At 46.7% G+C, this 15,964-nt stretch carries 9 protein-coding genes; 8 read left to right on the plus strand and 1 reads right to left on the minus strand.

Annotated elements, in window-relative coordinates:
• Positions 1-7: 7 nt before the first annotated feature.
• The 6 genes from AC07M6_RS01840 (at position 8) to AC07M6_RS01865 (ending at position 10,189) form a co-directional block, all read left to right on the plus strand.
• Complete coding sequence (locus AC07M6_RS01840; RefSeq protein WP_494887092.1) at positions 8-955, plus strand: DUF5017 domain-containing protein; 948 nt, start codon at positions 8-10, stop codon at positions 953-955.
• Positions 956-981: 26 nt separating this feature from the next.
• Complete coding sequence (locus AC07M6_RS01845) at positions 982-2,412, plus strand: GDSL-type esterase/lipase family protein (RefSeq protein WP_494887093.1); 1,431 nt, start codon at positions 982-984, stop codon at positions 2,410-2,412.
• Positions 2,405-3,808, plus strand: coding sequence for an SGNH/GDSL hydrolase family protein (locus AC07M6_RS01850; protein ID WP_494887095.1), 1,404 nt, complete (start codon positions 2,405-2,407; stop codon positions 3,806-3,808). Before AC07M6_RS01845 ends, AC07M6_RS01850 begins: the two co-directional genes overlap by 8 nt.
• 1 nt (position 3,809) lies before the next feature.
• A complete protein-coding gene (locus AC07M6_RS01855) occupies positions 3,810-5,186 on the plus strand; it encodes an SGNH/GDSL hydrolase family protein (protein ID WP_494887096.1) in 1,377 nt (458 codons plus the stop codon).
• Positions 5,187-5,190: 4 nt separating this feature from the next.
• Positions 5,191-7,746, plus strand: a complete 2,556-nt coding sequence (locus AC07M6_RS01860) for a GDSL-type esterase/lipase family protein (protein ID WP_494887097.1) — start codon at positions 5,191-5,193, stop codon at positions 7,744-7,746.
• 160 nt (positions 7,747-7,906) lie between these two features.
• Positions 7,907-10,189: an FAD-dependent oxidoreductase gene (locus AC07M6_RS01865; RefSeq protein WP_494887098.1), complete on the plus strand. Its 2,283-nt coding sequence runs from the start codon at positions 7,907-7,909 to the stop codon at positions 10,187-10,189.
• Between the two features lie 155 nt (positions 10,190-10,344).
• Here AC07M6_RS01865 and AC07M6_RS01870 read toward each other — a convergent pair whose 3' ends face one another.
• Positions 10,345-11,379, minus strand: coding sequence for a LacI family DNA-binding transcriptional regulator (locus AC07M6_RS01870; protein ID WP_494887100.1), 1,035 nt, complete (start codon positions 11,377-11,379; stop codon positions 10,345-10,347).
• Positions 11,380-11,619: 240 nt separating this feature from the next.
• Here AC07M6_RS01870 and AC07M6_RS01875 point away from each other — a divergent pair, with 240 nt between their 5' ends.
• Together AC07M6_RS01875 and AC07M6_RS01880 are read left to right on the plus strand one after the other, a co-directional pair.
• Positions 11,620-13,317, plus strand: coding sequence for a sodium:solute symporter family transporter (locus AC07M6_RS01875; RefSeq protein ID WP_494887101.1), 1,698 nt, complete (start codon positions 11,620-11,622; stop codon positions 13,315-13,317).
• 174 nt (positions 13,318-13,491) lie between these two features.
• A complete protein-coding gene (locus AC07M6_RS01880; protein WP_494887102.1) occupies positions 13,492-15,957 on the plus strand; it encodes a beta-L-arabinofuranosidase domain-containing protein in 2,466 nt (821 codons plus the stop codon).
• Positions 15,958-15,964 lie beyond the last annotated feature (7 nt).

Consider the following 15,964-nt stretch of genomic DNA (forward strand, 5'->3'; position numbering starts at 1 on the left):
TATCAACATGAAAAATTTGATCATATTAAGTGCAATTGCCGTGCTTTTTAGCAGTTGCTTAAAACAAAAGGAAGAGCCTAAAACGCCTGAGTTTGAGGTAAGCACCACAAAGGCATCCTATAAACTGGGCGAAAGCACCATCTTCAATTTTATCGGTAACCCCGATTATATTACCTTTTATTCGGGTGAGCAGGGGGCCAACTATGTAAACAAAGATCGCTACACAGCCACCGGGATCCCTAAACTGCAATTTACCTCGGCCCGGAACGCTGGTGCACAGGCCAATTCTTTAAAAGTAATGGTTTCCAGTAATTTTGCCGGGCTGGGCGCCGATTCGACTACCACTGCTGCCAACATCAACGCCGCCACCTGGACGGATATTACCGCTAAAGCAACTTTAGCTACAACGGCTACCGCGGTAGCTTCAGGCGCTATTGACCTTTCGGAGTTTTTGGCAGGCGATAAACCCATATACATTGCCTTTAAATACAATGCCACAACAGGTAGTATCCAAAATAAATGGACCATCACCGGGTTAACAGTAACCAATACCCTGCCCGATGCAACGGTGTATACCATTGCCAACTTATCAGCCGCGGCCATTACAAACTATTCGGTAGCCACCTTGTTTAGTCCGGGTTGGGTTCCATATAAGTATACAGGGCCATACAATTGGGTGGTAACGGCAGGTTCATCGCTGGTAATAACAGGAGCGGCTACCGCTGCCGCAGCTACCTCAGCTTCTGAAACCTGGACCTTTACCGGACCCATCACCTTAAACCGGGTAACAAACGATGTGGGTACAGCCATAAAGGAATCCTCGCTGAGGATAAACACCAGTAATTATACTTTTAAAAGTGCAGGGACATTCAATGTTAATTTTGTAGCAACCAATGCCAACGTTTTTGGCCGTCAAGAAGTTGTTAAACAGGTTCAGGTAACTATTACACCTTAAAAAACTATCGCATCTATATTATATTCATGAAAAAACATACCATTTGGCTGGCGACAGCTTTATTTATCTTACTTCATACGTCTATAGTTTCGGCACAGGCACCTATCAAGGTAGCCTGTGTTGGCAATAGCATCACCGCCGGCGCCGGTATTAAAGATGCCGCGCATAACTCGTACCCGGCACAACTGCAGGCATTGCTTGGCGATAAGTATGCGGTCAGTAATTTTGGCGTGAGTGGCACAACGCTGCTAAAAAAAGGGAACAGCCCATATTGGAATACGCCAACCTACCAAAAGGCGCTGCAAAGCCAGCCGGATATTGTACTGATCAAACTGGGGACAAACGACAGCAAAAAGATAAACCGTGGGTTTTTAGGTGAGTTTAAAAAGGATCTGCACGATTTAGTACAATCCTTTGCACAGTTAAGCACACGCCCGCGGGTAATATTACTGCTGCCTGTAACTGCATTTGGTATAGATAGTAACAGTATTTACGATCCGGTGATTAAAACTAAGATCATTCCGCTGATACAGCAAGTGGCTTACGCCGATAGCCTGGAGGTGATCGATCTGCATTCGCTGTTTATGGATCACGCTGATTTGGTGCCCGATAAGATCCACCCTAATGCAGAAGGTGCGGTGTTAATTGCTAAACGCTTAGCGCAACTCATCAAACAGCCGAGAGATACTACGTACGATCTAATCAGTAAGATCGATCTGCCTAAAAAGATCACCTCATTTTACGGTTACCGCTATGCCGATTTTACTTTTAACGGTCGTAATTGCAAAATTGTAGCGCCTAAATGGGCTGCTAAAGGACACCCATGGGTATGGCGCGCTCGCTTTTGGGGGCACGAGCCACAGGCTGATATTGCCTTGTTGGAGCATGGTTTCCATATTGTGTATTGCGATGTGGTAGAGCTGTATGGTAACAAGGAATCGGTATCCTTATGGAACGACTATTATAAACTGATGCACAAAAATGGCCTGGCCAAAAAGGTAGTGTTAGAAGGGATGAGCCGAGGCGGGGTATACCTGTACAATTGGGCGGCAGAGAACCCTAAAAAAGTTGCCTGCGTTTATGCCGATAACCCGGTGCTCGATTTGAAAAGTTGGCCGGGTGGCTTAGGCAAAGGCCCGGGCAGCAAAGGCGACTGGGCAAAGGTAAAAGTTGATTTTCAACTGGACTCAACCAATATTGCAGGTTTTGCACAAAGCCCTATCAACAAGGTAAAGCAGATTGTAAAAGGCAAATACCCGATGCTGCACTTATTGGCTGACGCTGATGAAGTAGTACCGCCGGAAGAAAATACTATCCCATTTGAGCAAGCGGTAAAAGCCTTAAACGGCGATATTACTGTGTATCATAAACCGGGCTTTAAGCATCATCCGCACAGCTTGCCCAACCCGGCAATCATTGTCGATTTTATTTTAAAAACAGTTAAAGTTGATGACTAATATGATGGTGAGGAAAAGAGGAATCGGTTTATTATTACTTATAGCTGCCCTGTTGTTTATTACTCCGGTATGTAAAGCCCAAGCCCCCATTTTTAAAAACGGCGATCAGGTGGTTTTTGTAGGGAACAGCATCACCAATCATGGTGGTTTTCATCATGATATCGCTTTGTTTTATGCAACCCGTTATCCTACGCAAAATATTAATGTGATCAATAGCGGCATCAGCGGCAACCGGGCCATTAATGTGATCAGCCGTATGGATAGCGATGTGCTGAATAACCACCCCAACTGGTCGGTAATTAAGCTGGGGATGAATGATGTGCAAAAGGATTTGTATACCAAAGAAGCATGGGCCAAACCCGGTATTGCCGACGAACGCAAAAAGGCCGCCGATGTTTACCGTCGCGATTACGAGATCATTATTAAAACCCTGCTAAAGAACAACAGTAAGATCATCCTGCAAACACCGACGATATACGATCAAACCGCATTTATCCCCGCTAACGAAAAACTGATTGGCCGTAACGATGGCTTAAAGGAATACGCGGGCTATATTAAAGAGTTCGGCAAAAAATATAACCTGCCGGTGGTTGATTACTGGACCATAATGAACGACATTACCCAAAAAGTGCAGGCCACAGATTCCACCGCTACCATTATCGGCGCGGATAGGGTACACCCGGGGCCTGTCGGGCATTTTATTATGGCTTACCAGTTTTTAAAAACTACCGGGGTACAAAGTGAAGTTGCCACTATCTCGTTAACAGTGGGTAAGACAACAACCGCCGGGTCATCAAATGCAAAGATCAGCAATATAAAAAGCAGCAACCAGGGCATCAGCTTTACCTGTCTCGAAAATTCACTCCCTTTCCCCATACCACAAGGTGCCGACTGGGCATTAAAGCTGGTGCCTTTTACCGATGATCTGAATAAAGAAATGGTATGCGTTAAAGGGCTAAATCCCGGCAATTACCAGCTTAAAATTGACGGTCAATTGGCAGGCACTTATACCGCTAAGGAATTAGCCGCGGGCATTAACCTGGCTTTAAACAAAAACACGCCGCAATATGCCCAGGCCCAAAAAATACTGCATTATTTTGAAGATTACTGGAAACTGGAGGCTACTACCCGCTATATCCGTGGCATGGAAATGGGGCGCCTGCAAGCTAAAAAGATCTATACGCTGCCACAGGCGCGACAGTATTTTGAACAGGCGGTTGCAGCAACCAAAGATACCACCACGGCGGCTTATAAAGATCTGATCAGCTTCAGGAATACCTATCTGCCCGCCAAAGCTAAGCAAGCCGAATCGCTGTCACAAATGAAAGCCCTGCACGATTTGATCTACAAGGATAATCAGCCGGTACCTCATCATTTTGAAATTATAAAGAATTGATATGCGGCCTCTAATTAAATCAATAGCGATAAAATATGCCGCAAGCATTTGCATGGTTGCAGGTATGCTGTCGTGTTCTACCTATAAAAATCAAAGTAAGTCTACTTCATTTTTAAAGCAGGATGCCATAGCCGGCAGCCAGTCGGGCGCTTCGCCATTATTTTTTGATCCGGGTGTATTGCCTGCCGGTCAGCAACCATCCGATTTTAAGCACGATCAGGAACTGGCCATTCGTAATGGTTTGCCCAATTTCTTCAGTAAGGTGAAGTCCGGTAAACCGCTTAGCATTGCCTTTATAGGCGGCAGCGTAACCCAAATGGATAATAAATACCGCAATCAAACGGCTAAATACCTGCAAAACCTGTACCCTAAAAGCGCTATCAAATTTATAAATGCCGGGGTTTCCGGCTCGGGTACCGATTTAGGCGCCTGCCGTATCGGCGAACAGGTGCTGAAATATCACCCCGACCTGATCTTTGTGGAATACGCCGTCAACGGCTCTTATCTGCCGGGACTGGAAGGCATCATCCGCCAAATCATCAAGAACGATCCGCAAACCGATATCTGCCTGCTTTATGCGATCATGACGGGGCAAAGTCAGCTTTATGCCAAAGGCCAGGTACCGGATAATATCAAACAACTGGAAACCGTGGCCGAATACTATCACCTGCCCGGCATCCAGTTAGGCTGGGAGCCATCCGCGTTGGAGGCCGCCGGGAAGCTGATCTTTAAACCCGATCCTAAAATAACCGATAAACCCGTATTCTCGGATGGGATCCATCCCACAGAAATGGGCGGCTGGATCTACGCCGGGACGATTATTAAATCGCTGAATAAGATGCAGGCTATGGCATCGGCTAAAAAACATATCCTGCCATCACCCATGATCAAAGATAATTGGGAAGATGGCCGCATGCTCACCGCCGATGATGTCACTTTTAACGGCGATTGGGTAAAAGTTGATCCATCAACTGATGTACGCCTGAAACAGTTTAAACCCTGGTTCCCCTATGTAATGCGGGCAGATAAAGCGGGAGCATCATTCTCCTTTACCTATACCGGCAGCAAAATTGGCGTGTTTGATATCGGCGGCCCCGAAGTTGGTCAGATGGATGTGATTGTCGACGGCAAAAAACTAAAACCACTCAACAGGTTTAGCCACTGGTGCAATAATCGCTACCGCGGTCAATATGAGTTTATGGACGTGCCGCAGGGAACGCATAGTGTACAGTTTATCATTACACAGGAAATCCCCGATAAAAAAGTGTTGTTAGGTTCAAACCAGCTGACCGATATCAATGCACATCCGGAGAAATACGATCAGCGGGTAATATGGTTGGGTAAAATATTGATCAGGGGAGAAATAGTGAAGAAATAATAGCATGAAATATAAATACCCCATTATATTGTCTTTTATCTTTTTGCTGGTTGTGCTGACTCATAGCAGTTATGCGCAAAGTAAGATCAGGATAGCCTGTATCGGTAACAGTATTACCTATGGCTACCTCATCCCGCACCGCGAAGTGAATGCCTACCCGGCACTATTGCAAAAAAAACTGGGCGATGATTACGAGGTGCTAAACTTTGGAGCAAGCGGTAAAACAGCGCTGCATGCGGGTGGAAATGCCTATATCAACACAAGCCAATATCGTGAAGCTTTAGCCAGTAAGGCTAATATTGTATTGATAAAATTAGGCACTAACGATAGCCGCCCATATTATCGCAAATACATAGATAGCTTTTATAACGACTACAAATCCCTGGTGCATACCTTTAAAACACTGGACACGCATCCCCGCGTGGTGCTTTTATACCCGGTGGTTAAGTTCCTGGATAAAAAGCCGGATGAGCCGTATAGTCCGGATATCCTTAAATTGATTGCCCCGGTTATTGATCAGGTAGCTGCTGAAGAAAAGTGCGAAGTGGTAGACCTGCATTCCGTACTGGCCAATCATCCCGAAATGTTTCCCGATAAACTACACCCTGATTCGGCGGGGGCGGCTTTGATAGCTGATAAACTATACCAATTTCTATTATCAGGTAAAAAGCCGGTAATGGCTAACGCACCGCTTATCCTGCCAAAACTATTCAGCTCAAACATGGTATTGCAGCAGGGCAGGGCCAACCCCGTTTGGGGCAAAGCCGGTGCCGGTGAAAATATAGTGATCACCTTTGCGGGTAAAACCATTAAGGTAAAAGCTGGCGCCGATGGCAGATGGAAAACCAAATTGCCTGCTATGGCTTATGGCGGCCCTTATATTTTGCAGGTAAAAGGCAGTCAGACGATAGAGCTAACCAATGTGATGATAGGCGAAGTATGGGTATGTTCGGGCCAATCAAACATGGGCCTGCCGCTGGATGGTACCAATAACTCCGACCAGGAGATCGCCTCGGCCAATTACCCGATGATCCGTTTATTTAACGTGCCCAACGAACTGGCCCAGCATCCGCAAGATGATCTGGATGGCGGGCGTTGGGTAGCCTGCACACCGGCAACTATCAAACGTTTCTCAGCTGTGGCGTATTACTTTGGGAAAGATCTGCACAAAAAACTGAATGTAGCTATCGGATTGATCCACAGCTCAGTTGGAGGTACGTTTATCGAAAATTGGATCAGCAGCGATTACTTGCTACGAGACAGCGACTTTGCAGCGCCGGTACAAAAACTGCTGGCAATAGATCAGCATAAGGACACGCTGGACAGGATAGCCAAAATTAAACGCCTAACCGGCGAATACCTTTTAAAAGACGAAGGATTAGTGAACGGCAAAGCCCTTTATGCTGCCGCCGATCTTGACCTGAGTAAGTGGGTAGACCTGCAAGCCCCCGCACCATGGACACCGCTTTTTGGCGGTATTGGCTGGTGCCGTAAGGAGTTTAACCTGACCGCTGACGAAGCCAAAAAAGCGATAGAGATTCACCTTTCCCGTATAGATGATGACGATAATACCTACCTCAACGGGCAGGAGATAGGCGCTACCCAAAATGTAGGTGACCGCCTTTACAAAGCTGAACCCACGTTATTAAAGGAAGGGAGGAACGTGCTGGTTTGCCGCATCCGCAACCGCGGGGGTATTGGCGGTATGATCGGTAAAGCCGATGAAATGTTTGTGCAAACGGCCATGCAAAAGATCAGCCTTGCCGGGATCTGGAAGTTTAAACTGTCGGAAGTATCGCCATCGGTATTGAGTTATCAGAAAAACGATTACCCCACCATATTATATAACGGGATGATTGCCCCGCTGATGCCATACGGCATTAAAGGCGTACTATGGTACCAGGGCGAAGCTAATACCGGCCGTGCTAAACAATACAGTCGCATTTTTCCAGCGCTGATTAATGATTGGCGCACCCATTGGGGGCAGGGTAATTTCCCTTTCATTTTTGTATCGCTGGCTAATTTTCAAAAGCCACCGGCGGTGCCATCAGAAAGCTCGTGGGCCGAGTTGCGCGAAGCCCAGGCTTCGGCTTTGAGTGTGCCCAATACGGGTATGTCGGTATCTATCGATTTGGACGATGACGGCAACCTGCACCCCACCAATAAGCAGGATGTGGGTAAACGCGCTGCACTGAGCGCGCTTAAAGTGGGCTATCACCAGGATCTTATTTACTCATCACCCATATATAAGTCCATGAAAATAGAAGGGCAAATGGTGCGGATAACTTTCGATAAGGTTGGTAACGGTCTGCAAATTAAAGGGCAGGACAGCTTAATTAAAGGCTTTGCCATTGCGGGTGCAGATAAGAAGTTTTATTGGGCTAAAGGCAAATTGCAGGATGATCATACGGTAATAGTTTGGGCCGATGAGGTAAGTAACCCGGTAGCTGTGCGCTATGCCTGGGCAGATAACCCGGGGTATGTGAATTTATATAATAAGGAAGGATTGCCGGTCAATTCATTCCGTGTGGAAAATTGGGCTAAACAAACAAAACCATAAACGAAAGGGGGAAGAATGACGATGGATTTATATCAAAATAAAGGCTGTTTATTCCATGGAAACGTTCCCATAAATTGGAAACGTTCCCATGGAACTAATTGCTGTGGTTCGGGTAGCCAGGTTATGAATACTATTTAATTTGCCCCCTTGTTGCTATAATATGATAAGTGAAAACTTTACCCCTTCCAGAGCATTAAAGGCAGAAAACCTGCAGGCAGACCTGGCCATAGTTGGCGGCGGGCTTGCGGGTGTATGCGCGGCCATTACCGCGGCGCGTGCCGGGCTTAAAGTGACGCTGGTGCAGGACAGGCCGGTACTGGGCGGCAACTCATCCAGCGAGGTGCGTTTATGGATTTTGGGTGCAACATCGCACATGGGTAACAATAATCGCTGGGCACGCGAGGGTGGTTTGGTTGATGAAATACTGGTAGAGAATACCTATCGTAATCCCGAAGGCAACCCTATGGTTTTTGATATGATATTGCTGGATAAGGTGGTGAGCGAAGCTAATATCACTTTGTTACTCAACACCGCTGTATACAGCCTGGATAAAAAGGACGACCATACGATATCAACCATATACGGCTTTTGCAGCCAGAATTCAACCGAATATCAAATCAGCGCCCCATTATTTTGCGATGCATCAGGCGATGGGATCCTTGGGTTTCTATCAGGCGCGTCTTTTAGGATGGGTGCCGAAAATATGGAAGAGTTTGGCGAGAAATTCGCGCCGTCAAAAAACTATGGCGAATTGCTGGGGCACAGTCTTTATTTTTATAGTAAGGATACCGGCAAACCGGTAAAGTTTATTCCCCCTAATTTCGCTTTAAGCGATATTACCCAGATCCCTAAATTCCGGTCGTTTAACGCTAAGGATTACGGTTGCAAGCTATGGTGGCTGGAGTACGGTGGCCGGCTGGATACTGTACACGATACCGAAAAGATAAAATGGGAACTGTGGAAAGTGGTGTATGCCGCCTGGAACTATATCAAAAACTCGGGCGAATTCCCCGAAGCGGAAACCCTGGCTTTGGAGTGGGTAGGCATGATCCCCGGTAAACGGGAAAGCCGTCGCTTTATGGGCGATTACATCATGATCCAGCAGGATGTGGTAGAGCAGCGCAAGCATGATGACGCGGTGGCCTATGGGGGCTGGTCTATCGATCTGCACCCGGCCGACGGTGTGTTTAGCGAGAAACCCGGCTGCAACCAATGGCATAGCAAAGGCATTTACCAGGTGCCGTACCGCAGCTTATACAGTAAGGATATCAGCAACCTGTTTTTGGCCGGCAGGATCATCAGCGCGTCGCATGTGGCTTTTGGCTCGACAAGGGTAATGGCTACCGGGGCTTATACGGCGCAGGCTGTAGCCTTAGCAGCTAAAATGTGTTTGGATAATCAGTTCCAACCAGCCGAGATCTATCATAAAGGGCATATCCCAACGCTACAAAAAGAATTGCTAAAGAGCGGGCAATATATACCTGGACTTGTTTTAAATGATGAAGCGGATTTGGTGCAATCGGCCAGAATATCGGCTTCAAGCGAGTTAATATTGAACGAACTGCCCGAAAGCGATTTGTTACGCCCCTTAGATATTGCCGTAGCGCAAATGCTGCCCTTAGCCAAAGGTAAGGTGCCCGATATAGTATTTCACGCGCAGGCAGAAGGGGAAACAGAATTATTGGTAGAATTACGTATCAGCGGTAAGGAAGGGAATTTTACGCCGGATGTTACTATCGCAAAACAGGTATTCCAAATCCATCCCGGAAGGAACTGTATCCATGCGGAATTTGCCGCGCATATGGAAAACACCGGATATGCCTTTTTAACTTTTCCTAAAAACCCGAAGGTGAAGCTTTATTTTTCGCGTAAAAGGGTAACCGGTGTATTATCGGTATTTAACCTGATCAATAAAGCGGTTTCTAACTATGGTAAGCAAACTCCGGCCGAAGACATTGGCGTAGATGCCTTTGAGTTTTGGTGTCCCGAACGCCGCCCTGACGGTCAAAATATAGCCATTAAAGTAGCAAATGGTTTAGACACTTTCCGTGCCGCGAATATCCGCAACGGGGTAGACCGGCCCGTAAGTAGTCCCAATGCATGGGTTGCCGATTGGGAAGATACCGCGCCACAACTTCAATTAGAATGGGATCAACCCCAGCAGATCGGTAAAATAGAGCTGTTTTTTGATACGGATTACGATCACCCGATGGAATCGGTACTGATGAGCCACCCGGAAACGGTGATGCCCTTTTGTGTGCGGAATTATCAGATGATGGACGATAAAGGGAAGATGATCTATAGCAAAAAGGATAATTATCAATCGCGCAATACTATTGTGTTTGATCAGCCGATTGATACCGCGAAATTGACACTTGTGGTTGAGCGTCCTTCGGGAGATGTTCCGGCAGCGGTGTTTGCTGTGCGATGTTACAAAGCTTGAGAAGATACCCGTTACAACTCAATTAAAAGCGGATTGTGGCAGGCTATCACGAGCGAAAAAAATCTTATAAATATGTATTAGATTGTATTGCGTATAAGATTTCTCCTCACCCTCACCCTTTTACCCACCGCTGTTCGTTCGAAATGACATCGTGTTTATAGTGAACCCTTTTTTGCTTTACTGGAATTTCTGATCACCAGTTTGGCATCCAATGATTTGGTAACTGCTTTCCATTGCGAAACATCCTTATTGATCATACCCAGCAGCAGGTTCATCGCCGTACGGCCAATTTCCTGCACAGGCTGGGCAACGGTGGTTAAACTGGGCTCAATAAAGCTGGACCCATAATTATCGCCAAAGCCAACAATGGCAATGTCTTCTGGGATCCGCAGCCCCAGTTTCTTGATCACTTGTATGGCTTCGATCGCGGTCGGGTCGTTAACCGCGAATAAGGCATCGGGCGGCGAGTCCAGGCTCATGAGGTGTTTAATGTAGATCTTTACCTTGCTTAAAGTCAAATCATAGGGGATGATCAGGTCCTCATCTACCGGGAGATTATATTTCTTTAAAGCATCCAGGTAGCCGTTCAATCTTTTACGGCTAATGGCCAGGCTATCGGGGCCAGCCAGGTGGGCTATGCGTTTGCGGCCGGTTTGTATCAAATGTTCCACAGCTTTAAAGGCAGCGTCATGATCATTAACCACCACTTTGGGTACCATCATCTCATCGCAAACCCGGTTAAAAAACACAATGGGGATACCCTTACGCTGGAATTTTTTCAGATGGTCGTAATTACGCGTCTCCTTACTCATGGAAACCAGCACGCCATCCACCTGCCCGGCCAGCATAACCTTAGAATTAGCCACTTCGGTTTTATAGTTCTCGTTTGATTGATTGACCAATACGTTATAGCCCGCTTTGGCCGCTTCTTCCTGCGCGCCAACTACCACCTGCGGGAAAAACGAGGTCATAAATTCGGGGACGATAATGCCAATGGTATAGCTTTTATTAGTAATTAAACTAATGGAAAGCATATTGCGCTGGTAATCCATTTTCTCGGCCAGGTCAAGCACCGCTTTTCGGGTATCGGGTTTAACATTGGGGTGCCCGGTGAGCGCGCGGGATACGGTGGATTTAGAAATATTCAGCTCTTTAGCGATATCGATAATAGTAACCTGGTGATTCTTCATGCAAGCAATAATTGGTAGTTAAATGTATGTAATTTGTTTCATTTCAACAAATGGTTTCGTTCCCAAAAATTGGGAGCGTTCCCAATTTTGCAAATTATTTAAACACTGGCCGGATCGATAAATTATCTGTTATATTGCACTGCGTTAGCTAAATTATGAAGCCTGCGCAGGGTTTAAATTAGTTTACCTGCGCATGGCTTTTTTATAAACCAATAGTATTTTATATCTTAAATTCCCAAAATGGTTCAACTGGATTTTATCGTCATGGCTGTGTTTGCCCTGCTTATTTTTGGCATCGGTTTAACGTTCACAAGGGCAGGCAGCAAAAACGGTCAGGCATTTTTTGAAGCCGGCGGCGAAACCCCCTGGTGGATCAACGGCTTGTCCTTATTTATCAGCTATTTTTCGGCCGGTACCTTTGTGGTTTGGGGATCTATCGCCTATAAATTCGGACTGGTATCTAACATGATCCAGCTTACTATGGCCATCAGTGGTTTCCTGGTGGCGATATTCATTGCCGGCCGGTGGAAAAAGCTCGGCGTAAAAACCGCTGCCGAGTATATCGGCAAACGCTTTGGCCCACGCTCCAAGCAGTTTTATACTTATTTAATACTGGCGCTTAGCTTGTTCACCACTGCATCGGTACTATACCCGGTAGGTAAAATGGTGCATGTGGCTACGCCATTCACTTTAAACGCCTGCATTATTGGTATCGGATTAATCATCGTACTTTATACCGCCGCCGGCGGGTTATGGGCCGTGTTGGTTACCGATGTGGTGCAGTTTGTAATATTAAGCGCCTCGGTAGTTATCGTTATCCCGATAGCATTTGCCGAGATAGGCGGCCCTGCTAATCTGATTAATAACGCCCCGGTGGATTTTTTTAAGCCGTTTAACTCCGATTATACTTTTGGCTTTATGCTGGCCTTTATCCTATATCAAACGGTATATATTGGTGGCAACTGGTCGTACGTGCAGCGCTATACCAGCGTGGCTACCCAGCGCGGCGCAAAAAAGGTAGCATGGTTATTTACCGGCTTGTATTTAGTTAGTCCGCTGATATGGATGCTGCCGCCGATGATCTATCGGATCATCAATCCCAACCTGCAAGGCCTGGAGCCGGAGGGCGCTTATATGATGCTTTGCCAAAAGGTAATGCCTGCCGGACTGATCGGTTTGGTATTAGCTGGTATGATATCGGCCACATCCAGCAAAGCTAATACCACCATTAACCTGGCCGCCACCGTTTTCGCTACCGATCTGTATAAAAACCTGATGCGGCCTAAAGCGGCAGAGAAGGAAGTGATCCTGATCGCCCGGTTGTTCACCCTGCTGTTCGGCGCGGGGACTATCATCGCCGCTATTATGATCCCGAGAGCGGGCGGTATTGTGGAAGTAGTGTTAAGTATCGCCTCTATAGCAGGTGGGGCGCTGTTCGCGCCTATTGTGTGGTCGTTGTTCTCAAAATATCAAACGTCGTTTAGCGTGGTGTTTGCCACGGTGGCATCTTTGCTGGTTAATCTATTCTTTAAGGTCATCAGCCCGGTAACAATGGAGTTAAAGCTGAACCGCACCGTTGAAACCTGTTTTGGTGTAGGCCTGCCCATTTTACTGCTGGCTTTGTTTGAGATGTATTACCGTTCGAAAGGGCAAGTCGCGCCGGGAGCCGCCGCATTTGATGAGGCGATGTCGTCCGAAAAGGAAACTATGCCTTCCGCATCCCATCACCACGAGGCCGAAAGTCAGAATATATTTGGTATCAGTGTCATCGCTATATCTATGGGCATAGTGGGTATCGGTATTATTACATTGGGAGCAATAGCGCCCAGATTCCCAACGGTAGTATGCTGCGTAGGGGCGTTTATTTTAGGGTCGTCATTGTTAATATGGCGCATAGCCAGGCGTAAAAGGCAAGTGTTAGGCACGTTGAATAAATAAGCCGGGATTTATGGGAGCATTCCCATCGTTTGGGAGTGTTCCCAAGCATATTGGTGGCTTTGTACCGGATGCTATGATGCAGATTTAACTTAATATTGAATGATAGTTGAGAGGGCTTACCTAATCCCCGGCTATGTATAAACCATATTGAAAACCGTATTTATAATTTCATTAATGAAAAGATCATTTTTCCTTTCCATGTTGCTTTGCGCAGGTTTGCTAAGTGCTTACGGGCAAGGCGGCAACCAGGATATTTCCCTGTCGTCCCCTAAATTAAAAGTATCCTGGGCACAGGAAAAAGATGGCTGGCATATTAAAAGCATTGTGGCAGGGGGGAAGGTGTTGCCGCATCCATCAGGACTATTTACGCTGATCTATTTAAACCGTAAGCCTGCGCCAAACCTGGTCGACCTTGATCTGGAAGGTAAAGACTTTTCGTTTTATCCCGCAACAGCAACAAAATCGGCCGATGGCACCATTACGTTCACCCAAACATTGCGTTTTGGTGTGATGGAATCCAAATGGAAGATCGACCCTAATTATCCAACCGATATTATGGTTGAAATGAGTGTTAAGGCTAAATTGAAAGGATCGTTTGCTGTTGCCAGTCCAACATTGGCGGTGATTGACCCTAAGGAATTATCCTGGGGGATGATACCGGGTAACTGGTACGGCCGCGAATTACAGTCCGACTTTCAGCTGGCTACCAAATACAGTCAGGGCTTGCCTAATGTAGCCTTCCTGGCTAAGGAAAGGAACACCATGACCTTGAGCCCGATGCTCACCACCAAAAACAAGATAACCCTGGCGGTTATCCCTGATCCGGGCACGGCTAACGATCCTTATGTAGATTCGGTAACACGTGGGCCCAATAAAGTGGGCATGTCTACCATGAACCGCCACGCGCAGTTAACCCCGGTAGCTTACTCGCCGGTGTTGGGGCAGGCAGGTTCTATGCTGCAGGTTGGCGAAACCACTACGTTCAAATTCAGGTATTCGGTACAGGCTACGGATTGGTTCCCGGTGTTTAAGCATGCGGTGAATGATATCTACCAGTTTGCAGGGATGCTGGATATACAGCAGCAAAAGCGTTCACTATCCGAACGGGTGCGCCTGATGCAGGGTTATCTGCAAAACGAAAAAAAATCAAACTGGACCATTCAAAAAGTAAAAGGCCTTGAAATTGGCGCTAACGGCAGCAAAAATGCCGATGTAGGCGCGCTATGTATGCTGGCCTATGCCGGTCAGGATGCCATGATGCAAAAGCATTTGCCTTACGTACGCAATTATAAACTGGTGATGCAGGAAATGTTGCCCGGCTTTTTTAAAGGCGCATCGATGGGCGAGTATAGTGATGAGGATGGCACCGAAGCCGAGCGCGGTAACTGGGTAGAGCCCTTATTCACCACCTATTATACGCTGATGGATATGGGCAATATGCTGTTGTTTAATCCCAACGATCCAGAACTGAAAGCCCGGGTAAGACAAGCCGGCGATAAGCTGATGTTATGGCAACACACTGATGGTGGTTTTGATGTAGCGTATGATCGCGAGAGCCATGAATTGTCGTTCCCCGATCTGAAAGACCTGCGTCCAACCTGGTATGGCTTACTGATAGCGTACCGTGTAACCGGTGACCAAAAATATTTATTGGCAGCGCAGAAAGGCGCCGATTGGCTGATTAAAAACGGGGTAGATAAGGGCCATTACCTGGGCGTATGCGGCGATGGGCGCAATATATGGGATTTTGCTACGGCCCAATGTTCCGAATCGTTATTAGAACTATATACCACCACCAAAAACGAGCGGTATAAAAAAGCGGCTATCGATGCTGCCGAGATTTATGCTACCTCCATCTTTACGCAACCTATCGCTACAGCTAAAATTAAAAAGATAAACGGAAAGGATCATTTCGATTGGGAAGTGAGCCAAACCGGTTTAAGTGTGGAGCATATCCGTGGTACAGCCAGTGGCGGCCCGATATTGATCTCCAGCTTTGCAGGTTTGTTTGTGCGAATGTATGAATTAACCCGTAACGATCTGTTTTTAACCATGGCGCGTTGTGCCGCAAGGGGCAGGGACGTATATGTTGATCCGGCCAGCGGACAGAGTATTTATTACTGGAACGGGTTGGAGAAGGTAGAAACATCGGCCAAAATGTTTCCGCACCATGCCTTTTGGCAGATAGGCTGGATCACCGATTACCTGTTATCCGAAGTGAAATTACGCTCGAATAATAAGATCACGTTCCCAAGCGGATTTATGACCCCTAAGGTTGGTCCGCATGTATCCTATGGTTTTGCTCCCGGGAGTATTTATTCGGCTACAGCCAAGCTATTTATGCCCGAAGGTTTGCTGAAAAGCGGCAACCCATACCTGGAATATGTAGCGGCCCTGAACGAGAAAGACCATAAGCTATACGTAATGGTGCTTAACCAATCATCCAAAGAGCAAACAGGCGATGTAACTATCGATCTGAACAAGATTAATAACGGGCAAAAAGGCAGCGTTACTAAAACCGGCATTTTGCAGGGTGAGGAATTGACAACAGCAACCAATACTGGAAACGGTAGCCTGGGCGTCAAAATAAAACCATGGGGCATGAGTGTGATCACGGTAGATTTTGCACCCGGTAAATAATATTTGA

The sequence above is a fragment of the Mucilaginibacter sp. GW821-FHT07H05 genome (assembly GCF_059418485.1).